Below are 23,964 nucleotides of genomic sequence, written 5' to 3' on the forward strand. Positions count from 1 at the left end.
AAATTTTTATTTCTGGCCGGCTTTCCACCCTTTGTACTGATTTAACAGTTCAATTGATGTGGTGTCGCTGCTAACTGTGGTTGAAAACTTGAACTCTTTGCTTCCGGAAGGCCATTTTATTATCTGTGGTCCACCATTTTCACCAAGATATTTTCCATTGGATGAAAGATATGTCTCTGATAAAAATCCACCCATTGAATAATATACCGGAGCACAATTACAATCTTTTTCTGCAAGGAAAGAGATTTCTGTAATATCGTTGAACTTGAATTTTACCAGACCGTTCAGCTTGCCGTTTTCTTCAATCAATTCCTTGGAAACTACCTGCAAAGACGGGTTTTCATCTTCAAATTTTGTTCCCTTCACATATTCATCTATCAATTCGGCAAAATCCTTTAACGAGACATCTGTCTCACCATCTTTTGCAGATTTTATGTTGTTGAACTTGATCCAGCCCTCTCCGGAGCCATCTTTCGAAATTTTATAGTAATATTCTTTTGTATCTACCGTCAAACACCCTGTAAAGAAAACGGTTAAAAGTGCGAGTAAAACAAGTTTCAATGAAAAAGATTTCATTTAAATCTCCTTTGGGGACTAAAAGTTTATTGGGATTTTGAAAAAGTGGATATATAGACTTCAAAATATGAAAATATAATTGGATTTCAAACATTAAAATTATGACCGAACCATTCCCTGAAACCAGGAGCGACAGAGAATGCTGTGAGTGAACTCACATAAACCACAAATTACTCCCTCTACCCGCCTGAAAGTGATGTCCAACAAAAATACCACCCCGGTCAGGAAGTATATTGCTTTCGAATTTTTAATAAACTTTAATCGTACCATGAAAAAACTCTTTTCAAAACCATTCAAAATCTTTTTGTTGCTGGTCGCGCTGCTGGCAATAGCCGAAATATCCTACATAAACCAATGGATAAATCCTCACTCTGGTACTTTTGAAAAACTGAACCCGGAATCTGAGGTTGAACCCGGTGGCAAAAAGAAGACCATTCTTGTACTCGGTGACGAGATCAGCGCTAATCCACAAAGCTATGTAGCAATGCTCAGAAAAAATCATCCTGATTACAGAATTATTAACGGATCTGTACCGAATACAGGAGCGATTGAAGCATCTTTTATCGGTGAAAAATTGATAAAGGAGTACGATCCCGACATTCTGGTTTATCAGATGAATCCGGCTAATGACCTGTACGATCTTAGAAAAGGACAGGACTTGTCTGAAGCGAACCTGGTCGGAAGTGTCACCAACCTGCTGACCGACAAGATTAGAATTTTGAACTACATCTTTTACACAATATCCAGAACAGCTTCTGAAATGGGCGGGAATGCCTTTGCAGCGCTCGAACCACAAAACCTGATTCAAAACCAGAACATTTCATTTAAACCGCTTACGGGAAAATCATTCGAAAAGCAAAACGGTCTGGTGGAAAACTCCACCCTGTTAAAATCGGGAAGAAATATCGACTTTGAGGAATCAATGAGCCGCCTTAATACGCTTTTCTGCTGGTTAAAGAAAGGTGCTACCGTCCTGTTTCTCATCACACCACATTGTTCATGGATTGACAAATATTATGTCGACAACATGCTGAAGGCCGGGAATTTTGTCTCCAATGACTTTGCAAATTATTCCGGAACCTATCCAATTATTAAAAAAATAAAAGATTACTCATTTTCATTTCAAAAAGTAAAGATTGTGGATCCCACATTAATGTTGCGTTTTTACGATATCCCTGAAAAGCGTCTTTTCAATGTCTCTTCAAGTGACATGAATAAATATGGACATGAGGTTTTGGCGTCCACTTTGTCAGGGTACATTCGACAGACATTCTAAAATTAATTCTGATTCCTATTTTTGCATTGCAAATATCCAGGAATTTCCAATGTCAAAAACGAATGCTGTAAGAATTCTCGAATCCAAGGGAGTCCCTTTCACCCTGCTGAATTACGAAGTGTCGGAAGATGAACTTGATGCAGTCTCAGTCGCCAAAAAAATAGGTTTCGATCCCGACTCCGTTTTTAAGACCCTTGTTGCAAGAAATGAGGCAAACTCACTCCTCGTGTTCGTTATTCCCGGTTCATGCGAACTTGACCTTAAAAAAGCAGCTAAAGCCTCGGGTTCCAAAAGGATTGAAATGGTGAAGGTGAAGGAACTCTTTGAACTCACCGGTTATATCAGAGGAGGCTGCTCCCCTGTCGGCATGAAAAAAAATTTCCCTGTCTTCCTCGATGAGACAGCACAACTTTTTGAAAACATCTCCATAAGTGCAGGAGTAAGAGGCACACAAATTATTATAAATCCCGGTGATCTCATTAATTCGATCGCTGCCACTTCCGCAGATCTGATATAATTAAAATTTATTTTCCCTTCCTTCACGAATTACTTGGTAAAATACCTTAAATTGTGTTGTTTTTTTTCAAAATTAACTCATTATCTCACCGGTATCATATGTCAAAAAACTCAGCTATTTTCTTTTTACTTCTTTTTGGAGCCGGTCTCCCTGTTATTTTACAGGCACAATCCAAAAAACAACTTGATCATTCCGTCTATGAAATATGGAAGCGAATTGAGCAACCCCAAATTTCCAAAGATGGAAATCTGCTTGTTTTCGAGGTTAATCCACTCCGAAAAGATGGCAATCTCTCCATTTACATAAAAAAAGATGACAAGACTCTTTTTGTCCCAAAGGGAAAGGGAGCAAAAATCACACCCAAAAGTGAGTTGGTTGTCTTCTCAATAAAACCGGGATACGACACTCTCAAATCTGCAAATTTGAAAAAAGTGAAGAAGGATGACCTGCCGAAAGATTCGCTTGGAATCTACATAACATCCAAAGACTCTCTCATGAAATTTGCAGATATAAAATCATTTAAACTCCCGGAAGAATCAGAAGGATGGCTTGCAATTCACTTTGACAAGCTTAAAAAGCCAAAGGAAGAGAAAAAAGCAAAAGACTCCTCAAGTGTTAAAGACACTTCACTTTTTAAAGATACTTCAAAAATAGCGAAGGAAAAGGAGCCTAAACCTTCCAAAGGCAAAAAAGAGGGTACTGATCTCCTCCTTTTTAATCCTCTTAAAAATCTCGAATTCAGATTCTCTAATGTGGATGACTATACAACAGACAAATCCGGTTCCCGGTTTGCTTTCATCTCAATGGTGAACGACTCGGTGGATACGGCTTATGTGGTAAGATTTAATACTCAAACACTCAAGGGTGACACAATTGTGCTAAACGGATCAGTCAAATCTTCCGTATTGTCTGATGACGGAAAACGACTCGCCTTTTTATTCTCACCTGATACGGCGACAGTGAAAAACTATAACCTTTATCTTCTGAATGACAAGGATAATAGATTCTCTGTCTTGATTGACTCTGTAAATGCAGCTATACCGGCCGGATTCAGAGTATCAGCAAACTACGACCTGAATTTTTCCGATTCCGGTGAGAGGCTCTTTTTCGGAATTGCAAAAGCACTGCAGATTGAGCCTGATGAAACACTCCTTGATGAGGAAAAACCGAATGTCGAAGTCTGGGGATGGAATGACCCGCTCATCTACACTCAACAGAACTTTGAACTCAGTCGTGAAAAGAAAAAAACTTTCCTGTTTGTCTGGCACCTTGATAAAGGAAAAGCAATCCAGTTGACTGATTCTCTATTGGAAAGCGTCTCTTTATCAAAGTATTTTGATAACAAATACGCTTTAGGGACATCGGGCGTTCCATACAAAAAATTGATTTCATGGGACGATGGCTATTCCGACCTCTATTCAGTGGATATTACCTCCGGTGAACGAAAGCTGATAAAGAAAAAACAAAGTCAGCTTAACACCATTTCACCAAACGGCAAATTTATCGTCTGGTACGAAGAATCTGATTCATCCTACTATTCTTACGACAATGAGAGTGGAACAACCGCAAAAATTTCGAACGGTATAAGTGAGCCGTTATTTGATGTGGAAAACGATGTTCCCGATCTGCCCTCAGCTTACGGAACCGGTGGCTGGACAGAAGATGACAAAAATCTTTTAATTCATTCCCGCTATGATGTCTGGATGGTCGACCCCCGCGGGGACGATAAACCGGTTAGATTAACCTCTGGAAAAGAATCAAACATTGTTTTCCGGACGCTCGATCTTGACAGAGAGCTTCCTTTCTTTCATGAAAATAGCACACTCTATTTTACGGCGTTTAACAAAACTTCAAAAGAGAGCGGATTTGCAAAATTTCAGTTAAAATCCGATAAAACCGCTCAGATTCTGTTTATTACGGCAAATGGATATGGAGCAATTGCCAAAGCCAAAAACAGCGACGATTTTATTATTAACAGAGAATCTTCGAAAGAGTCGCCAAATATTTACTATTCAAAAGGACTCACTCCCGACCTTAAGAGAATAAGCGACATTAACCCCCAACATCAGGACTGGCTCTGGGCTGATGTACAGCTCGTGAAATACTATTCCATCGACGGAAAACCTCTCGAAGGACTCCTCTATTTACCCGAAAATTTGGATAAATCGAAAAAATATCCGATGATGGTATATTTCTACGAAAAGAGTTCTGATAATCTTAACAGATACTGGACTCCCTCCCCCAGCAGATCGATAATAAATCCTTCTTTTTATGCCAGCAATCAGTATGTTGTATTTATCCCCGATATTGTTTATGAAGACGGATATCCCGGCAAAGGAGCCTATAACTGCATAGTTGGTGGAACACTTTCAATGCTTGAGCAATTTCCTTTCATTGATCGTGAAAACATCGCACTTCAGGGACAGAGCTGGGGTGGCTACCAAACAGCATTTTTGATTACACAAACTAATCTTTACAAAGCTGCAATGGCAGGCGCACCCGTTTCAAATATGACAAGTGCTTATGGTGGAATCAGATGGGGTTCGGGTCTCGTCCGTCAGTTTCAGTACGAGAAGGGTCAGAGCAGGATTGGTGCTTCACTCTGGGAGAAGCCTGAACTCTACATCGCCAACAGTCCGTTGTTCTTCCTTGACAGAGTGCAGACTCCCCTCCTGATTATGGCAAACGACAAAGATGATGCTGTGCCATGGTATCAGGGTATCGAGCTGTATACCGGCTTGAGAAGGCTTGAAAAACCGGTCTGGATGCTCAACTACACAGGAGATGTGCATAATCTTAAAGAGTCAAACTGGGGAAACAGAGTGGATTTGAGTATCAGGATGCTTCAATTCTTCGATCATTACCTGAAAGGTGCACCGGCACCAAAATGGATGACCGAAGGAATCAGAGCAATTGACAAAGATAAAATTCGCGGTTATTGATAATCAGTTGGTAATCAGGAGAGTGAGGTAATATCAACCTTACTTTCCTGATTAATTTTCGAAATTCCCCCGCAGCGATTCATACTTCGGAAACCTTTCGATAAATCCCGATTTTCCCTGCAGTCCTCCGGTGTGATATACCAAAATCCTGTCATTTTTCTTGAAAAACCCGTTTTTCGAGAGTTCCGATACTGCAAAAAGAACTTTCCCTGTGTAAACAGGATCGAGTTCAATCTTTTGTTCGTTCTGAAAGTGGATGATAAACTGCAGAAGTTGTTCGTTTGTTTTCGCATAACCCCCGAAATGAAAACCGTCGATTACACTCAAATTGTCGAAATTCTCCACTCCCTCGGCGGCGATTGTCTTTTTTAGATTATCTATTATATTGTGGTGATCTCTTAGTACCGGAATCGACAAGAATTTTGTATGATGGTTTTTACCCTCCCAAGCAGCAAGAAGGTTACCTCCAAGTGTCCCACCCGACCCTGTAGCCATCACGATGTAATCAAATTCAGGAGCATCAGCAGGCAGCATTTCTGAAGCACCGAGGTACCCTAATCTGTTGCTTCCACCCTCCGGAACAAAATAAAAGTCTCCAAAAATAGTGCGAAGTCTTTCGATGTATTCTTCGGAATACCTTTCCCGGTACTCACTTCGACTTACAAAGTGAAGCCTCATTCCGAATGATTCTGCTTCCCGAAGAGTGTGATTGAGAGGATCAGTCCTCTCCCCTCTGATAACTCCTGTTGTCGGAAGACCGAAAATTTGGCCTGCACCTGCGGTAGCGTGAATGTGATTTGAGTAGGCTCCGCCAAAAGTCAGAAGCGAGTCTTTTCCCTGTTCAATGCATGCAAGTATGTTCCTTTTAAGTTTGAACCATTTGTTACCCTGAAGGACAGGATGAGTTTTATCGAATCTCTCAACAAATATATTGCCGGTTGGAAAGAGTTCACTCTTTTGGATCGGCGTTCGGGGAACTGAATAATTCTCGAAGAACTGCTTTACTTTCGCAGAGTTTGTCATAAATGTCCCGGTAAATTCCGTTTAGACGCTATTTGTTGAGTCGGAAATTCGAGATAAAAAGTCTGACAGACTCAATTTCCGAACCAAGATAAGTATCCCCTTCTGGAAGTGGCAATATTTTGTTTAACTCATCGAAAAGAGAAGCAGTCCCTTCACCCAGCCTGCATAAATCTCCTTCAAGATAACCCGGTTTGTTGTTAGTCATTTGCAAGCCTCTCAAGGCACACAAAATCTCAACTGCAAGCACTGTTTTAAGGTTTTCCAAAACCTTCAGCAAATGAACAACACCAACACTACCCATGGAAACAAAATCTTCCTGGCCTGCTGAAGTCGAAATGGACATTACGGAAGCAGGATTCGAAAGCACTCTGTTCTCCCCTGCCCTGGAAGCCCCCGAATATTGCGCGAGCATTAGACCCGAATCACCTTTCTCAGGCGAAATTGCAAGATTGGAAGGAAGTCCAAAACTCAGGTTTTTGCTGAGCATTGAAAATGATCTTTTGTCGGATATCAATGAGAGTGTCGTAAAAGAAAGTTTAAGATAATCTATTACATTTGCCAGTGGTTGACCATGGAAGTTTGAACCGGAGTGAAAAATCAGAGAATCGTCTTCAAGTTCAAACAAAGGATTGTCCGTTACCGAATTTATCTCTATTGTGAGGACTTCATCAAACTTTTGCAGGGCCTCAAAAGCCGCTCCGTGTACAGGTGGAACAGACCTAAAACAATATCTGTCCTGCACTCTCTCAGTGGCTGAAGCAATATCCTGCCCTTTGAACTGAATTTTTTGGGCTTCCACTGTTGTTCGTTTTGATCCGTTCAAGAGCCTCCGCATTTCCCCGGAAACTTCTACAAGACCTTTGTGCTGTCTTTTAGAAGCAAGGAAACTGCTGAAGGCATCCTTTTCACCTCTTATTGCTTCGAGTGAAAGAGCTGCTGCCAAATTACTTGTTTTTAACAGGTTACGAGCTTCAATTGATGCAAATACAGAGTTTGCCGACATGAAATTGGTACCGTTAGTCAAGCCCATTGCCTCTTTGAATCCCAATCTAACAGGATTCAGACCGGCTCTTTTTAGTGCATCGGGAGCCTTCAATAGTTCTCCATTGTACCATGCCCGGGCTTCAGGAAGTCCAATCATTACTCCGGCAATCATTGCCAAAGGAACGAGATCACCGCTTGCACCAACCGACCCTTCTGTAAGCACTAACGGAACGACTCCGGCATTTAACATCGACTCAAGCATCTCGACCGTCTCAATCGACATAGCAGAAACACCATGAGCGAACGAATTAAGCCTGATTATCATCATTGCCCTGACGATTTCCGGGTTCAAAGGCTCACCGGTTCCACAACTGTGCGATTTAATATATTTAATCTGAAACTCTTCAGCATCTTCAGGTGAAATGTACGTGTCTTTCAAATTTCCCACGCCCACATTCACGCCATAAATTTTCTGAAGCGGATTTTCCGAAATCTGCTGTAAAAGCCTGTCGCGACACTTTGCGATGGCAACGCGGGCATCATCAGTTAACAAAACCTTAAACGGTTTCACGGAGGCATCATAAACTTCATCTATCGTTAATGAGTGCCCGTCCAAATAAAGGATATTATTCTTGATCATTCTGTATCTCTCCCGTACTTTTCCGTTACCTGTTTAACATTTGTTTTACTGCGGCAACAAGATCTTCACGCAACACTTCTTTTTGGACTTTTTGTTTCCACTCTTCCTTGTTCGTAATTGAGTCCGACATTTCTTTCCCAAGAGCGAGATCCCTGACTGTTACGACACCTTTAGCATACTCGTCACTGCCAAGAAGAAGACATACAGGTGAATCCATTTTATCAGCATAACCGAGCTGTTTTTTCAATCCCCGTTGTGCACCATAGTAAACTTCTGTGCTGATTCCTGCATTTCTGAGCTCAGTTGCTATTTTCTGATATTCACCCATGAGTTCATCATCAAAGACAGTGACCAGAACAGACGATTTCGATTTAACATCCGAATTACCCGATAACACCAGCAATTCACAGAGCCTGTCAACTCCTATGGATGCACCTGCAGCCGGCACTTTGATACCGAGCAGTCTTTCAACCAAACCATCGTATCTGCCACCACCGCATATGGAACCCACTTTTCTTGTATTTCCTTTTGAGTCTTCAAATGTAAGCAGCGACTCTACTTCGTAAACGGGTCCTGTGTAATATCCCAATCCGCGAACAATTGATGGAGAAAATAAAACTCTGTTCTCGTCAAAACCGGCGGATGAAAGTAGCATGTCGATCTTTTTTAATTCTGCCAAACCTTCTGCAAATTTTTCATTTGATCCACCCAGTCCCTCTAGCTCTGTAAGAATGTCTTCTCTTTTACTGTCTTCCGTAAATCTTTCGAAATAACCTGCTATTCCTTTTACAATTGTTTTATCAATGCCAAGGCCCGGTATGAAAGCACCTGAGGAATCTTTTCTTCCCTCTCCGAGTTCAGCTACAATTCCCTGCACACCGACTTTATCTATTTTATCGATAATTCTTAATACATTAGCCTCGTTTGCTTCGCCTTCGATACCGAGAGACTCGAGGAATCCGGATAATATCTTTCTGTTGTTCACCTTAACCAGATAAGAATTTCTCGCCAGCCCTATTGCTTCCAAAGCATCTGAAAGGATCATGCACGATTCAGCATCCGTTGCTACATCAGCGGTACCAACAGTATCAAAATCGAGTTGCCAGAATTCCCTGAATCTGCCCGGATCAAGCTTGGCTTCAAATCTGTAAACGGGACCGTATTGATATCTCTTGAACAAAGGGGCGTTTTTGGTCGTCAACTGACTTTTTATCGATTGAAGGAACAATTCCTCAGCATACATTCTCGCCAAAGGGGCAGTAAGATCATACCGCATTGCGATATGGTGATTATCCATTACCACAAAATCGGACTCATCCCGTAACTCGCTCCCGTCATCTTTATAAACAGGCTCAGTCTCAGGGTTTCTGAATGAATAGACACCTTCAGCCACTGTTTCCTTGTCGGGAAGATATTTACCAAGGTTCTCAGCATATTCAAGTATCGGAGTGTCCCAATGACGAAATCCGTAAAGTTCGTAAACCTTTCCGGCTTTTTCGACCACATTCTTTCGTAATTCATTTAATTTCGGCTCAATATCTCTGAAACCTTTAATTTTTCGTGGAATCATTCCATTCATTTTCTATCCGGGTTTTCTAAAAATTATAAATTTAAATTTACGAAAAAGTTATCATGTTGATCCATTTTGTATTTTTGAAGAATCATTCATAAATATTACGAGACAGATTTTGGAACTCTTCAGCAAACTGCGCGAACCGGTAAATGGATTTACTCATTTCCTGGGTGTAGTTCTTGCGCCAGTAGCACTATTTGTGCTTTTGAATCGCGAGCATCCTGCCGTAACAGGGACGCACATTGTTGCATTTTCAATTTTCTGTGCATCGCAGTTTTTTCTTTTTCTGGCGAGTACACTCTATCACTGGATTCCGGCCTCGGATCGAAAACTCGTGATACTCAGGAAAATAGACCACATCATGATCTTTGTTTCAATTGCAGGTTCTTACACTCCCGTTTGTTTGATTACCCTCGGAGGTACTCTCGGGTATGTAACACTGGGAGTGGTTTGGACGATAGCCCTTGCGGGTTTTTTCATCAAGGTATTTTGGTTGCATGCGCCGCGAAAACTGTATACAGGAATCTATCTTGCAATGGGGTGGCTCGTTCTTTTAGTCATCTATCCGCTTTACAATGCAATGCCGGAAGGTGGAATGTTTTGGCTGATTCTTGAAGCAGTATTTTATACTGTTGGTGCTCTTATCTATGCATTTAAGAGACCTGACCCGTTTCCGGGGATAATGGGATTTCACGAAATATTTCACATCTTCATCTTGTTGGGGGCATTCTCCCACTTTTATCTTTTACTCAAATTTGTTTGAAAATCCGGAAGTCAACATTAATCGCGCGCTTGTAAGTTAACGGCCTGTGAGAAAAACAAGATAAGACTAAGATCTCATAAAATTTTTATGCAATTTCAGTATTATCTTTATCCTTAACCTTGTTTTTTCCAAATCTTAATCGTATTTTCCACACTTTAATAGAAATATTTCATTAATCAATCTCACAAGAGGTTAGCATGCGCAAAATGTACTCTCTCTTCTTCTTCATTTGTCTTTCACTGATCGCATCATCCCAGGATTTGCGTATCGAGAAACCGGTCTTCTCCGCGGGCAATCAGGGTGACTGGGTTCCTGACAATGTAGTGCTCAACTATAAACCGATCGGAATGATGTCAGGAATTCAAACATCCAACGGTGATATATATATTGCTATCAATGATACTCTTTCAACCACAAACTTGGGTCTTGTCGTCAGAAAATCGACTGATGCCGGGGTTACATGGACTACTCTCAGCGGAGTAAACAGCAGAACAAAATTTGAAAAACTCAAACTTATTAAAAGTTCTTTGGATTCTGTTTACTGCTTCTTCCAGGAAGGTTTCAGCGTTTACAGTTGGAATATTAACGGTTCAATTTTAAATCCCGTTATGGTTGCTGGTGGTTACAGATCTTTTGATGTGGAGATAACATCAACCAATTCAATGTATGTCGTTTTGGATTCACTCCCATCAAACAACCTGGTAAGATATGCCTCGCTCGATTATGGTTACAGTTGGATCAACAGAGGAAGTATATCCTCAGCTGCGGCATTACCATTCCTCTCCAAATCTGTAAGTGGTGATACTCTGTTTCTTAATTATATGGGACCCATCCTCGCCGATACTGCAACATCGGTCATAAGAGTTGTAAGGTACCGTGAAACAGCCCCGGGCGTATTGGCTTCAGCAACTTTTCAGGATATAGCAACCAGTACCCTTCCGAAATATGAATATAAAACAGTAGCTGGAAATGGCGTTGCCTGGTTTGTTTATACAAAGGTTGATGGAAGTTCACAACTTTGGGCGCGACAGAGCACAGACGGAGGCTTCACCTACGGCACAGAATTCAGGGTTAATCCTGATGAAACTGTTAATCAGTATGGATTTGATCTAAAAGCGAAATTTCCTGCCGGAAACGGATTCAGTTTTGTTTATCATGCTGACAGTGCTCAGGTTGGACCTTCGACTTCAGTAACTGATAAAATACAATTCGGATCTGCGCTTCAGACAGGTTCTTCGTTCCAGCCTTTTGAACAGATCAATCAAGTGCCTGCTTTCTTCTCAGCAAACAACTGCAAACCAATCATCGTCGAACTTCCGTTCTACAACAGCTCAGGTGTAGCATTTGAAGCTGAGACCGGTACAGGAAATAAAGTCTACTGGGATGCTTTCCATCTCGTTCCTGTTGAATTGACTTCGTTCTCTGCAGATGTTTATGCAAATAAAGTCGTCCTTAACTGGTCAACAGCCACTGAAACCAACAACCGCGGATTTTCAGTTGAGAAAAAGACTATCGGAAACTGGGAAAAAATCGGATTCGTAAACGGTAACGGAACTTCAACCAGAGCTCACAATTATTCATTTATTGATAATGACAACGCCACCGGAAAGGTTTACTACAGACTGAATCAGATCGATCTGGACGGAACAAGTTCCTTCTCAAAAGTTGTTGAAGTTGATCTTTCTACACCTAATGAGTACAACTTAAGCCAGAATTATCCGAATCCTTTCAACCCTTCAACCTCAATAAAATTCGCATTGAAGGTGGATTCAAAAGTATCTTTGAAGATATTCAACCCTCTCGGACAGGAAGTAATGACTATCCTCTCCGACAACCATGCCGCAGGAAGCTACAATATTTCCGTTAATGCAGCAGGTTTGAACAGCGGTGTATATTTCTACACACTGGAAGCAAACGGAGTGGATGGGAGTAAATTCACTTCCACGAAGAAAATGATACTGATGAAATAATTCAATTATTTAAAACTAAAAAGGCTGCCTTTATGGCAGCCTTTTTTTGTACCGTTGATAGGATTCGAACCTATGGCCTTCTGAGCCACAGTCAGACGCTCTAACCAACTGAGCTACAACGGCAGAATTTAGTCTGCAAATATACCAATTTTATCGTTTATTTCAAAAAATTCTATCTGCCTAATCTAAATTCTTTCAAACTTTTTTCGTTCAAACCCCTTATCAAAAAGCAGATTTACACCGCAATCTATAAATCAAGTCTCAACTGATTCGCCCTGATCACCTAAATTCCTCTCATCATTTTGCAACTGTACAATCGTCACATATCATTAATTTTAATGCTTATTTTTATCTCCGTATATTTAAAGCTTGAAAATGAAAAATTTCGCATTTGGCTTCTTCGCCCTGTTACTCTTCTTTTGTTTTGTTTCCTGCGAATCACCACGACTTGTATTTCCCGATATGGACTATGGAGTAGTGATTGATTCTTCAGATGTCAAATTGTACCAGTCGGGTAAAAGAGATTCACTCGATCTTATTTCACCAGGTGACAGAATAAAAGCCCAGGACAGCATCGTAATTTTATTCTCACCAACTCAGGAGCTCTATTTTTCCTCACAGGCAACGGTAAAGTTGTTTGTTGAAAGGAATCTGGATTTCGGAGATGAGACGATTGTAAATATCACCGATCATTATTCCATTTCTAAAATCAATGATTCTCTTGTTGTGAGAAGAAGCGCGACCAAGATCATTTTCGCATCTGATAAGACTCAATCCATATCATGGGACCAAAAATGAACCGCTTAAAAATTACTCTATTGTTTACAGTTATTCTCTTCTCACTAAATTTCGCTCAAATTAATATAAAAATGATCGTGAAGGCAGAAGGAGTTGAGAACAGCGAATCAGTCTATATCGCTGGAAACCGGCCGGAAATCGGTAACTGGAATCCCGGCGCTACAAAATTTTTCAAAGAACCAACCGGCAACTGGGTATACTCGTTCACCATCCCGGCACCTGATCAATTGGAGTTCAAGTTTACCAAAGGAAGCTGGAGCCAGGAAGCCGCCAATCCCGATGGAACCATTCCCGGAAACACAATAGTAAACGCAGTTCGCGATACTGTCCTTGAATTTAAAATTTGCTGCTGGAGCAAAGCTGCCGGTACCACTGCCTTCAAAGGACAAATTACCGGAAAAGTGGAATACATCAGAGGACTTGGTGAGGGAAACATCCTTCCGAGAGATATCATCATTCTTCTGCCTGAAGGTTATGAAAAGTCATCGGACCGCTATCCTGTTCTTTACATGCACGATGGACAGAACATCTTCGATCCTTCAACTGTAGGCTTTGGAGTTGACTGGCAAATAGATGAAGCAATCGACTCACTTGCAAAACAAGGCAAAGTCGAAAAGATGATCATTGTTGGTATTTACAACAGCAAAAACAGACGACCTGAATATTCCCATTCAAAACTCGGTGAAGAATACATGAATTTTGTTGTCAATAAGGTAAAACCTTTGATCGATTCCAAGTACAGAACAAAACCGGGAAGAGAGTTTACCAGCACGGCCGGTTCGTCGATGGGTGGACTTATCTCGTTCATGCTTCTCTGGGAGCATAATGATGTCTTTTCAAAAGCAGGAAGTTTCTCCCCTGCTCTTAAAATAGATATTTACGATTATGTCTCGATTGTAAAAAACACTTCAAGTCCAAAAAGAAATTTCAAATTATACATCGATAACGGTGGAAAGGGACTCGAAGCTAAACTTCAACCGGGAATCGATGAAATGATTGCCACCCTTGAAGAACTTGGTTACAAACAGGGAGAGGATTTTATTACTGTTTTTGATCCCGAAGCAGAGCACAATGAAAGCGCCTGGGCTAAAAGAATCCCAAATTTTTTAATGAAAATGTTCGGTACGAATAAATAACCCAAGAAAATTACTGATTAAACAGGACACCATGCTTAAAATCAATGAAATATATTTTTCTGTCCAGGGTGAGAGCACTCATGCCGGACTTCCATGTGTTTTTGTGCGACTCACATATTGCAACCTGAGATGCACCTACTGCGATACTGAGTACGCTTTTTATGAAGGAAAGGATATGAGCCTCGAAGATATCCTTGCTGAAGTGAAAAAGTATAATTGCGACATGGTTGAGATAACCGGTGGGGAGCCTTTAATTCAGAAAGAAGTACTGCCGCTTATGACTACTCTTTGCGATATGGGGTATAAAGTCCTTATTGAGACAGGTGGAAGCCTCCCGATCGATAATATCGACCCTAGAGTACATGTAATAATGGATTTAAAGTGTCCGTCAAGTAAAATGATGAAGAAAAACCGTTATGAAAATCTTCAGTACATTAAACCGATAGATGAATTGAAGTTTGTAATCGGCAGCCGGGAGGATTATGAATGGTCAAAAGAGATTATTAAGGAATACGACCTGCAAAATAAATGCGAAATATTATTCTCCGTCGTATTTGAAAGTTTAAAACCCGTGGAGCTTGTAAACTGGATAATTGAAGATTCTCTAAAAGTGAGATTTCAATTACAAATGCACAAGTTTATTTGGGATCCAAAGAAAAAAGGAGTTTAGAATAATGAAAGTATCAAAAAGTTTTCATTGGGAAATGGGTCACCGTCTCCCCTTTCATCAGGGTAAATGCGTGAATCTTCACGGTCATTCCTACAGGATGTTTCTCGAAGTGGAAGGTGATCTCGATGAAAACGGGCTTGTTATCGATTTCTATGACCTGAAGAAAATTGTTAACCCGATAATCGAAGAACTCGATCATTCATTCATGGTATCATCTCTCGATGCTGATTTGAACAATCTTCTCAGCTCTTTTCCGACGAAGAGGGTTGATGTCGACTTCCATTCATCAGTAGAAAATATTACAAAATATCTTCTCGACCGAATCGCCTCGAGTACCCTTCCAAAAAATATTCGTGCAATCACAGCAACAGTTTATGAAACTCAGGACGCTTATGCCCGCGATACAAGGATTACAGGTTAAACTCAGATGCCGACATATAAAATCACCCTTGAGTACGAAGGAACCCGCTACAGTGGCTGGCAGGCTCAAAAAAACGCAAAGACTGTACAAGGTACACTTCTCCAAATCCTGAAACAAATTTTTGGGACTGATAACATCGATCTTCAAGGAGCTGGGAGAACCGATGCCGGTGTACACGCTGCGGCTCAGATTGCTTCCCTTGTGACTCCTGTTGCCATCCCCCCGGATGTCCTCAAATTAAAAATTAACGATTTGTGTCCTCACGATATCAATATCCTGAAGATAGAACAGGCAAATGAGCGCTTTCATGCAAGACACAACGCAAAGCGAAGAACCTACATCTATCACATCTCTACCAGAAGAACGGCGTTTGGAAAGAACTATGTCTGGTGGGTTAAAGATCAACTCGATTCAAAAGCAATGCGGGCCGCAGCCAAAGAGTTGAACGGGCTCCATGATTTTGCTTCCTTCGGAGATATGAAAGCCGGTGGTGACGCGAAATCGAGCAAGGTAATGGTCTATTCCACAGAACTGGTGGATACGGGTTCGATGATTCTTTTCAGAATAACAGCTTCTCATTTTTTGTGGAAGATGGTTAGAAGAATAGTTGGTGTGCTGGTGGAAGTTGGCAGAGGAAATATAAAACCGGAAGATATGAAAATACTATTGAATGAGACAAATGACTATCCGGCGAAATTCACTGCACCACCAAGTGGACTGTTTCTCGAGAATGTTCAGTATGACGACAAGGATATCCTTTCGGATATAAAACCGTTGTTTAAGGTTTAGACCTTTTCTTCGTCCTGTTTCTTTTTGAGTTCTTCTATTTCAGCTTTGAGTTGTCTAACAGTTTCGTTCAAGCTTTCAAGGTTACGAATGTGGACTTCTATTCTCTTGTACTGATTAATCTTCTTGACAGGACTTCCCAAATAAATACCTTTTTCAGTCAGGTTTCGTGAGACTCCTGACTGGGCTCCAATAATAATCCCGTCTCCGATTTCGATGTGGTCGACAAGACCCACCTGACCGGCAAGAATTACATCCTTCCCTACTTTTGTGCTTCCGGAAACACCCGAGAGTGCAGAAATTGCAGTATTCTCTCCAATTTCCACATTATGCCCAATCTGAACAAGATTATCCACTTTTGAGTGGGCTTTTATGATAGTGCTTCCTAAAGCAGCTCTGTCAATACAGGTATTGGCACCTATCTCAACAAAATCTTCAATTATCACATTCCCGATCTGTGGAATCTTAATGTAATTGCCATCAGGGCCCTTGATAAATCCAAATCCATCGGCACCAATTGATGCACCACCGTGGATGATGACCTTTTTGCCGATTTTTGTGTTTTCTCTGATCGTTACATTTGGATAAATGAGGGTTCCGTCACCAACAGTACAACTCTCCAAAATAACAGTATTGTGATAAATGATAACATTGTTGCCAATTGTGCAGTTTTTGCCAATTACAACATTTTTGCCAATTGCTGCACCCTGACCAACAGTGGATGAGGGATCAACAGAAGCTGATGGGTCGATACCGTTCAGATCCGGTTGTTTGGTGAAAAACTTCTGTAAGGTAAGAAGAAATGCTTTATGAGGTTCATCAACAATGAGGAAGGTTACATCACTTCTGTCCCTGTTAAAGTCTTTCTTAACCAGAATTGCAGATGCTTTTGTAGTGTGATAATACTTTTCATAAGCAGAAGAGCCGAGAAAAGTTAAACTTCCCGGCTCTGCTTTTTCAATATTTAGAAGTGTCTCAATTGTAATTTCATCGTCACCGATAATTTCGGCTCCAACAAAAAGGGCAATTTCTTTTAAGCTTACTGACATTATTTTAACTTGTCCAAAACTTTGGAGGTAACATCATATTTATCTTTGGCAAAGAGCAACATTACAGCACCGCTCCTGTCGAATATGAAATCGAGATCATCATCCTTGGCAACCTGTTGAATTGCATTAAAAACCTTGTTTTGAACAGGTCTCATTACTTCTTCCTGTTTCAAAAACAGTTCACCACCATTTCCAAATTTTTTGGTTCGGTAGGCTTCGAGGTCTTTTTCAAGTTGTTTAATCTCGGCTTCAATATCAGACTTCATTTGATCAGTGAGAATGAGTTTCCTCTTCTCAAAATCCTCTTTCTTTAGTCTGATGTCTGACTCGAACTTCGAAATCTCGTTCTGCCATTCGACGATCAAAGCATCAAGTTGACGCTTCGCATCTTCAGCATCCGGAAGATTTTTCATAATTGCATCAGAATCAACATAACCGATCTTGAGTTGGGCAAAAAGTCCGGTGGTTGCAAATGCAATTACAAGGATGATAAACTTAAGTTTCATCTCTGTTTGCTCTTCGTGGTTTTATTTACCTGATTTTCTAATCTTGTCCAAAACTTTATAGGTAAGATCAAACTGAACATCCGCGTATAATACGATAGGATCCTGACCTGATTTTTTGTTCAGTACATAATGCATTCCCTCTTCTTTGGCGGTAATTGCAATATTGTCATACAGTTTTTCGTAGATTGGTTTCAAAAGTTCATCCTGTTTTACAAGCAGGTCTTCTCTTCTTTTAGCCTGAAGATCTTCGATACTTTTCTGCTTGTTAGCGAGTTGAATCTGTTTTTCTTTTGCTTTTGGATCATTTGGTTTGTTCTGGAATTCTTTTTGAAAAGCTTCCACTTCTTTTCCGAATGCCTGTCCGATTGAATCAAGTTCAGCTTTAAATTTGCTTTCAAGCGCCTTAAGGTCGCCATTGGCTTTTATTGCTTCAGGTAATTGCTGCAGAATAAGGTCTGCGTCGACGATTGCCACTTTAAGTGTTGTATTCTGTGCATAAACGGATGCACCCAGAATTAAAAACAGCGATAGAACAATTAGTTTTTTCACTTCTATTTCCTTTTTGTATAATTTAATTAAAAACCTTTACCAAACTGGAAGTGGAACTGCCATTTTGGATCAGTACCATCAACTTCCCGTCTGTCAAAACCGTAGCCTAGATCAAAACCGAGCAAGCCTACAGGATTGATAAGTATCCTTGCGCCGAAACCGGCACTTCTGCGTAACTTAAACGGATCCGCAGTTGTAATATTCTCGAACACATTTCCTGCTTCAGCGAATGCGAGCACATATAACGGCATCGGATCAAGTGATACTGCAAAACGCAATTCTGCAATATATTTGAAGAACATTCGTCCACCGATTACATCACCGTTTGTCTGTCTCGGACCCACCGTTCTGTCGTCATAACCCCTGAGTGAAGTGGTTGCGATAACGAGACCGGCACCGCCCATGTAAAACAGTTCGAATGGTTGTATGGTTGTGTTCTTTTTTAATTCCTCTATATAACCCATATCACTGCTGAGATAAAGGGCAAATCTGTTGGAATTGAACAATCTCTTGTACCACTCTGTTGTGAGTGTCATTTTAAAGTAATCCACCGAACCCGGTAAAAAAGGCCCGCCACTGATTTCAGACGACCAGGTGAGTGATGATCCCTTTGAAGGGAAAATAGGATTATCCACATCTTTTCTGTTCAAAGTGAAACCAAGAGTAAACTGCTCCGATTCACCTTCTCTGTAGAATCCACCACCATTCAATACATTATTGTTCTGGTATCTGAAAAATCCCTGAATGTAAAAATAATCATCGGGCCACTTGAGACGACGGCCAACTTTGACCGATCCGCCCGCTTGGAACAGATCATAAATATAGCTTTGTCTCGTAGAGAAAAGATCAAAACCTACAAGCGTAGGTGTATTCATGAACCATGGCTCTGTAAAACCGAATGAAAATGTTCTGTATAGATTACCAACACCAAACTGCCAGTTGAAACTTAATATCTGTCCCGCACCAAGCTGGAACGGTTCAGCAATCGAGAAGTTATTCAGTGTCACACCGATTGCACCTGAAAATCCAAATGATCCGCTGTAACCGATTGATGCATTTAAGTAATCGCTCGATTTTTCTTCAACTATGAAAGCGACATTTACTGTGCTGTCGTTCTCTAAATTATAGTCAACACCTTCTTTGTATAATTTTTCAACATTAAAATACTGAAGGTTTGCGAGCTGTTGCAGACTTCTGATCATGGCAGCTTTATTGAAAAAGTCACTCGGAACCGTGTATAATTCTCTTCTGATAACTTTTTCTTTAGTCTTGTCATTTCCCTTGATTGAGACTTTACCGATCTTAAACTGATTATTCTCATTCACGGATATGTAAATATCAATCGAATCCTTGGCAACTTTCTTCTCGGCAGCATTAACTGTAAAAGTCAAATAACCATTGTCGAGGTAGAGTGAAGCGACATCATTCTGCTTTTCGTTTCCCCTCAAATTCTGATTGAAAGTAATCAGATCGTAGATGTCACCCGTTTTAAATCCTAATCTCTCGTTTAATACTTCGGAATTGTAGACTGTGTTCCCTTCCCACACGATATTTCTTATTTTATATCTTGAACCTTCAAGAATGTTGAAATAAACATCAACCATTTTCTTGTCTTCGGTATATACGAGCGAATCTGACAGAATTTCAGCGTCGCGGAATCCGTTTTGATTCAGGAATTTAAGAAGGGTCTCTTTATCTTTCTTTACTTTTTCAGGTTCATATCTCGCAGAACTCCAGAATTTCCACCATTTTTTCTCGGACAATTCCTCAAGTTCGCTTTTCAGATCATCTTCAGAGTAAAAACTGTTCCCAGTAAATCTAATAGTCCTTACGCTCAGACGGCTGTTTTCTTCTATCTTAAACTTAACCAGTTTGCGAACTTTAATCTTGTCAGAGAGGTTACGGTTCACTCCCTGCAGATCGTCGTATGTGGTTGTTATTTCGTCAGAGAAATCCTTTTGATTCCGCCATGTAACTGACATTTTGTTACTTGTGGAATCGACAGAAAGGAAATCGTAATAAATGACATCGACTTTGGTGTTTAAATAACCTTCTTTGGTATAGGCATCAATAATTTTATTTTTGATCCTGATCAATTCCTGAGGTTTAAGAATTTGACCCCGTACAAGAGAAATCATTTCTTCAAGCTCTGATTTGCTGAGTTCGGAGTTTCCTTGCAATACCATTTGTTCAAAACGGGGATATTCTGAAACCTTGATCTTCAGAAAAACACCATTTTCAAAATACTTTTCAATAATTATCTGTATATCAGAAAATATTCTCAAATCCCACAGGTTTTTTACGGCACTGATGGTCTCATCTCCGGGAATTTGAATTTCCCTGCCGGTATCCTTGATTTTTTTCAGTCCTGAATATTCCACTATGGTGTTTGCATCTGCAGTGACATTCCCCTCTACCGAAACAGAGAGAACTTTATAGTATGTCGTATTTATCTGGGAATATACAGAAGGGACACAAAAAAATAGTAAAAATAAGAAAAATGAAAACTTCAATCCCGAAAAGTGGAATCTCATCATTATTGCCTTTGCTTTTGTAATTGTTCGCTGACTTTTCCGAATCTTCTTTCGCGTTTTTTATAATCCTCGATTGCATCCATGAGTTCCTTGGTTCGGAATTGGGGCCAAAATACAGGGGTTATATATATTTCCGAATACGCGAGTTGCCACAGAAGGAAATTGCTTATTCGCATTTCGCCGCTGGTGCGGATGAGGAGATCAGGGTCAGGAATGTTTTTTGTATTTAAGTATTTTGAGAATGTTTCAATTTTTATCTCATTCTCGCTTATTTTGCCATCATTCAGATCTTTCACGATCCCTTTGACAGCATCGATTATTTCCCACCTGCCGCTGTAACTGAGAGCGAGTACCAGGGTGAGTGTTTTGTTGTTTTTTGTTTTTTCGATGGCATCGGAAAGTTCATGTTGGACTTCCGTCGGAAGAGAACAAATATCCCCAATCGCCATCAGTTTCACATCGTTGTTATGCAACTCATGTATTTCTCTTCTGAGAACTTTCACAAGCAACCTCATGAGAGTTGTTACCTCTGTTTTCGGGCGTTTCCAGTTCTCTGTTGAAAAAGTATAGAGGGTCAGATACTTGACACCGGCTTTGGCACTTGCCTTGACGATTTCCCTGACCGACTCGACTCCCTCTCTGTGACCGGCAATCCGGGGGAGATTGTTACTCTTCGCCCAACGACCATTTCCATCCATGATGATGGCTATGTGACGGGGTACTTCGCTATGAGTATTCAGTGTTTTAGATTCTGTTTGAGATGTACTGATATTTGCTTTGCCCAACTGTGGACCGGTTAGTTACAAAAATAAAAATTCAAAGAAAGGAATTTTAAATATTTTTCGACGGAAAAACAAATTACTTTAACAATTAGCAAACATCTGAATAATTTTTTTGCTAAAAAAGTCAAAAAGAAGGGAGATTTTTAGAAATTGTCTCTTTTAGCTAATTAATGAACCTGGGGAGCAGAGTTTTTGACTGAGCAAGAGCTTCGTTGAACAGTATTTCGGACTCCGGCTCACAGAGTACGAGTTCTATGTTTTCGGAAATAGAAGCCAGATCAGTTTCGACCAGATGTTTTATCAGGAAAAAGTTCTTTCTCGCGAGGGCTATGAAAAGTTTAACCGGATTCCCGCTGTATGTCGATTTCCGTTCAGCAAGAAACTTAATCTTTTTTCTGATAAACTCCATATCCATCCCGGACAAATCATCGATCACAATTCCTATGGCGAATTCCTTCTTTTGCTTTGCCAGAATATCAATCTGAAACTCACCGATGTCGGGCGGATCCGGTATATATGTACCGTATCGCCTGCCGAGAGTCGAGTATCCACTTGATCTCAACTTAAAATACAGCTTGTCTGTCAGGTCTCTTTTATTTAACGATTGCATAATTTCCTCCGGGTTCCTATTGAAAGCGGGATGTATTAACTACTCTGGGAGCGAATTTCTCCTGTTCAAGTACCTTGATATTATAGATTTTGCGAAACTCAAATTTTTGAATCGTATCTGTATCACTTATTTTTCCATATATCGTCTTTTTACCTTCTTTGTCACAAGAAATGATGTACGGATCAATTACCAGTTGTTGCATTGAATAGTAAAATCTGATTTTGTTTCTGTTTTTGATTGCTTTGTTCAATATATCTGTTTTCATTTTAATTCCTCAGTTATACCACCTTAAAACACCGACAACTTTACCGGCTATTGAAAAATCACTTGTTGGCTTTATCTCGATAACGGGGAATGCATCATTCTCCGGAACAAGAGTAGTCTTGCCATCTTTTTTCAGGTATCTTTTCACCGTTGCATCACCGTCAACCATCGCAACAACGATATCGTAATTGTGTACCGGTTTCTTTGGTGAGACTACGACAATATCGCCTTCGTAGATCCCGGCATTTATCATGCTGTCCCCTTTCACCTTAAGAGCATAGCAGTCATCAGTAGTTCTCACGAAGACCGAATCGATTACGATGCTTCCCTCAAGATTTTCCTCCGCCAGAATTGGCAATCCGGCTGCAACTCTTCCAACTACCGGAACATTAATTGCTGAATCGATTCGCGACTCTGTCTCCCGGTCAAATCCGGAATCTGTTCTCAAGGAAATTCCCCTGCTTACATTGCTGCTCATATTCAGATATCCTTTTTTGTAGAGAGTATCCAAATGCTTTTTTGCTCCACTTGGGGAGTTAAAACCAAAATGTGATGCTATCTCTCTTACTGAGGGAGCATATCCATTGTTCCCGATATACTGAGATACAAATACCAGTATCTCTTTTTGTCTGTCTGTAAGGTCGTTTTTCACTGTTCACCTAAAGTAATCAATTGTACACCACAAATATAGTGTACAGATGTACACTTGTCAAGTACTTTCTGCAATTTTTTTTAAGAAAAATGTTTTACATTGCCAGTTAAGGGCATGCTTCTTATATTTTTGATTGATTTATTATATTTTAGGCAAAAATTGAAGATATTAATTTCAAATGACGACGGCATAGATTCCTACGGAATAATTGCCTTGGGAAGGGAGCTCGAGAAATTTGGTGAAGTGTTCATTGTTGCTCCCATTTTCGAACAAAGTGCTGCCGGGCACTCAATCACCATGAAGAGACCACTGAAAGTAGTAAAACATTTCGTGGAAGGCAGATTTTTTGGATATGCTATTAACGGAACACCGGCTGACTGTGTAAAAATCGGTATTACAAAAGTTCTTAACTTCATTCCTGATGTCGTGGTCTCCGGAATCAACCATGGTTCAAACACCGCTACTAATATCGTTTACTCGGGTACCGTGTCTGCTGCCAGAGAGGCATCAATGATGGATATCCCCGGAATTGCTTTTTCGATAAATGGCAGAACTTCGGAAAATATCGACTGGGCAGCCGAAGCGGCTGCAATAATCACGGTTAAAGCTCTCGAACACGGCTTCGAAAAAGGGAAACTGCTGAATGTAAATTTCCCGAATCTTCCAAAATCAGAGATTAAAGGTACCCTTATCACAAGACAGGGAATATCCAGATTTGCTGATACTTATGACACAGTACACGATATTATTGGAAGAGAGTATCACCAGCTCAAGGGCGATTTTATCAATCTTGACGGTACTGATCTTTCCATCGACCAGAATGCAATCGAAAATGGTTACATCTCGATTACCCCGATCCAACTCGATTCAACAGACCATCAGGAGATCGCCAAAATAAAAACCTGGAACTTTGAAGATTTGAATGGAACCAATGGAAGTTAGA

At 40.5% G+C, this 23,964-nt stretch carries 23 protein-coding genes and 1 tRNA gene; 11 read left to right on the forward strand and 13 right to left on the reverse strand.

Features of this window, described 5'->3' with window-relative positions; translation table 11 throughout:
- Positions 1-6: 6 nt before the first annotated feature.
- On the reverse strand, positions 7-576 hold the full coding sequence (locus J0L60_09510) for a hypothetical protein (protein ID MBN8546352.1): 570 nt from the start codon (positions 574-576) through the stop codon (positions 7-9).
- Positions 577-724: 148 nt separating this feature from the next.
- Between J0L60_09510 and J0L60_09515 the strand changes: the two genes are divergently transcribed.
- The 3 genes from J0L60_09515 to J0L60_09525 all read left to right on the forward strand — a co-directional run bounded on the left by J0L60_09515 (position 725) and on the right by J0L60_09525 (position 5,311).
- Positions 725-1,852 carry a hypothetical protein gene (locus J0L60_09515; GenBank protein ID MBN8546353.1) on the forward strand — a complete coding sequence of 376 codons (1,128 nt, stop codon included), beginning with the start codon at positions 725-727 and terminating at the stop codon, positions 1,850-1,852.
- Between the two features lie 49 nt (positions 1,853-1,901).
- A complete protein-coding gene (gene ybaK, locus J0L60_09520) occupies positions 1,902-2,369 on the forward strand; it encodes a Cys-tRNA(Pro) deacylase (GenBank protein ID MBN8546354.1) in 468 nt (155 codons plus the stop codon).
- Between the two features lie 98 nt (positions 2,370-2,467).
- Positions 2,468-5,311, forward strand: a complete 2,844-nt coding sequence (locus tag J0L60_09525) for a S9 family peptidase (GenBank protein ID MBN8546355.1) — start codon at positions 2,468-2,470, stop codon at positions 5,309-5,311.
- Positions 5,312-5,362: 51 nt separating this feature from the next.
- On the opposite strand, the gene J0L60_09530 is transcribed toward J0L60_09525, so the two are convergent.
- The 3 genes from J0L60_09530 to J0L60_09540 are packed head-to-tail and all read right to left on the reverse strand — an operon-like array spanning position 5,363 to position 9,537.
- Positions 5,363-6,334: a 1-aminocyclopropane-1-carboxylate deaminase/D-cysteine desulfhydrase gene (locus J0L60_09530; protein MBN8546356.1), complete on the reverse strand. Its 972-nt coding sequence runs from the start codon at positions 6,332-6,334 to the stop codon at positions 5,363-5,365.
- A 28-nt stretch (positions 6,335-6,362) separates the two neighbouring features.
- Positions 6,363-7,958: an aromatic amino acid lyase gene (locus J0L60_09535; protein MBN8546357.1), complete on the reverse strand. Its 1,596-nt coding sequence runs from the start codon at positions 7,956-7,958 to the stop codon at positions 6,363-6,365.
- 25 nt (positions 7,959-7,983) lie between these two features.
- Complete coding sequence (locus J0L60_09540) at positions 7,984-9,537, reverse strand: histidine--tRNA ligase (protein ID MBN8546358.1); 1,554 nt, start codon at positions 9,535-9,537, stop codon at positions 7,984-7,986.
- Positions 9,538-9,646: 109 nt separating this feature from the next.
- Here J0L60_09540 and J0L60_09545 point away from each other — a divergent pair, with 109 nt between their 5' ends.
- On the forward strand, positions 9,647-10,294 hold the full coding sequence (locus tag J0L60_09545; GenBank protein MBN8546359.1) for a hemolysin III family protein: 648 nt from the start codon (positions 9,647-9,649) through the stop codon (positions 10,292-10,294).
- A gap of 197 nt (positions 10,295-10,491) precedes the next feature.
- Positions 10,492-12,264: a T9SS type A sorting domain-containing protein gene (locus J0L60_09550; GenBank protein MBN8546360.1), complete on the forward strand. Its 1,773-nt coding sequence runs from the start codon at positions 10,492-10,494 to the stop codon at positions 12,262-12,264.
- Between the two features lie 49 nt (positions 12,265-12,313).
- On the opposite strand, the gene J0L60_09555 is transcribed toward J0L60_09550, so the two are convergent.
- A tRNA-His gene (locus J0L60_09555) sits at positions 12,314-12,387 on the reverse strand.
- Between the two features lie 252 nt (positions 12,388-12,639).
- Between J0L60_09555 and J0L60_09560 the strand changes: the two genes are divergently transcribed.
- The 5 genes from J0L60_09560 to truA are packed head-to-tail and all read left to right on the forward strand — an operon-like array spanning position 12,640 to position 16,078.
- Positions 12,640-13,062, forward strand: a complete 423-nt coding sequence (locus J0L60_09560; protein ID MBN8546361.1) for a hypothetical protein — start codon at positions 12,640-12,642, stop codon at positions 13,060-13,062.
- A complete protein-coding gene (locus J0L60_09565) occupies positions 13,059-14,198 on the forward strand; it encodes a histidine kinase (GenBank protein ID MBN8546362.1) in 1,140 nt (379 codons plus the stop codon). Before J0L60_09560 ends, J0L60_09565 begins: the two co-directional genes overlap by 4 nt.
- Before the next feature lie 31 nt (positions 14,199-14,229).
- Positions 14,230-14,868, forward strand: a complete 639-nt coding sequence (gene queE, locus J0L60_09570; protein ID MBN8546363.1) for a 7-carboxy-7-deazaguanine synthase QueE — start codon at positions 14,230-14,232, stop codon at positions 14,866-14,868.
- 4 nt (positions 14,869-14,872) lie between these two features.
- Complete coding sequence (locus J0L60_09575) at positions 14,873-15,289, forward strand: 6-carboxytetrahydropterin synthase (protein ID MBN8546364.1); 417 nt, start codon at positions 14,873-14,875, stop codon at positions 15,287-15,289.
- 6 nt (positions 15,290-15,295) lie between these two features.
- Positions 15,296-16,078 carry a tRNA pseudouridine(38-40) synthase TruA gene (gene truA / locus J0L60_09580; protein MBN8546365.1) on the forward strand — a complete coding sequence of 261 codons (783 nt, stop codon included), beginning with the start codon at positions 15,296-15,298 and terminating at the stop codon, positions 16,076-16,078.
- Here truA and lpxD read toward each other — a convergent pair.
- From lpxD to lexA, 8 genes are all read right to left on the reverse strand, one after another.
- Complete coding sequence (lpxD, locus tag J0L60_09585) at positions 16,075-17,127, reverse strand: UDP-3-O-(3-hydroxymyristoyl)glucosamine N-acyltransferase (GenBank protein ID MBN8546366.1); 1,053 nt, start codon at positions 17,125-17,127, stop codon at positions 16,075-16,077. The two genes, truA and lpxD, sit on opposite strands and share 4 nt — an antisense overlap.
- Entirely contained in the window at positions 17,124-17,630 is a 507-nt protein-coding gene (locus tag J0L60_09590) for an OmpH family outer membrane protein (GenBank protein MBN8546367.1), read from the reverse strand. Before J0L60_09590 ends, lpxD begins: the two co-directional genes overlap by 4 nt.
- Positions 17,631-17,651: 21 nt before the next feature.
- The gene (locus J0L60_09595; GenBank protein ID MBN8546368.1) at positions 17,652-18,179 is read right to left on the reverse strand and encodes an OmpH family outer membrane protein; all 528 of its coding nucleotides are present in this window, start codon (positions 18,177-18,179) and stop codon (positions 17,652-17,654) included.
- Positions 18,180-18,205: 26 nt separating this feature from the next.
- Positions 18,206-20,716 (reverse strand): outer membrane protein assembly factor BamA, encoded by a 2,511-nt coding sequence (bamA, locus tag J0L60_09600; protein MBN8546369.1) that lies wholly within the window; start codon positions 20,714-20,716, stop codon positions 18,206-18,208.
- Positions 20,716-21,498, reverse strand: coding sequence for an isoprenyl transferase (locus J0L60_09605; protein MBN8546370.1), 783 nt, complete (start codon positions 21,496-21,498; stop codon positions 20,716-20,718). The genes bamA and J0L60_09605 overlap by 1 nt, the downstream gene beginning before the upstream one ends.
- A gap of 160 nt (positions 21,499-21,658) precedes the next feature.
- Complete coding sequence (locus tag J0L60_09610; GenBank protein ID MBN8546371.1) at positions 21,659-22,105, reverse strand: hypothetical protein; 447 nt, start codon at positions 22,103-22,105, stop codon at positions 21,659-21,661.
- Between the two features lie 16 nt (positions 22,106-22,121).
- The gene (locus tag J0L60_09615) at positions 22,122-22,370 is read right to left on the reverse strand and encodes a hypothetical protein (protein MBN8546372.1); all 249 of its coding nucleotides are present in this window, start codon (positions 22,368-22,370) and stop codon (positions 22,122-22,124) included.
- A gap of 9 nt (positions 22,371-22,379) precedes the next feature.
- Positions 22,380-23,021 carry a transcriptional repressor LexA gene (gene lexA / locus J0L60_09620; GenBank protein MBN8546373.1) on the reverse strand — a complete coding sequence of 214 codons (642 nt, stop codon included), beginning with the start codon at positions 23,019-23,021 and terminating at the stop codon, positions 22,380-22,382.
- A gap of 159 nt (positions 23,022-23,180) precedes the next feature.
- On the opposite strand from lexA, the gene surE reads away from it, so the two are divergent.
- Positions 23,181-23,963 carry a 5'/3'-nucleotidase SurE gene (surE, locus tag J0L60_09625; protein ID MBN8546374.1) on the forward strand — a complete coding sequence of 261 codons (783 nt, stop codon included), beginning with the start codon at positions 23,181-23,183 and terminating at the stop codon, positions 23,961-23,963.
- Position 23,964 lies beyond the last annotated feature (1 nt).

The sequence above is a fragment of the Ignavibacteria bacterium genome, from assembly GCA_017302895.1.
GTDB lineage: Bacteria > Bacteroidota > Ignavibacteria > Ignavibacteriales > Ignavibacteriaceae > UTCHB3.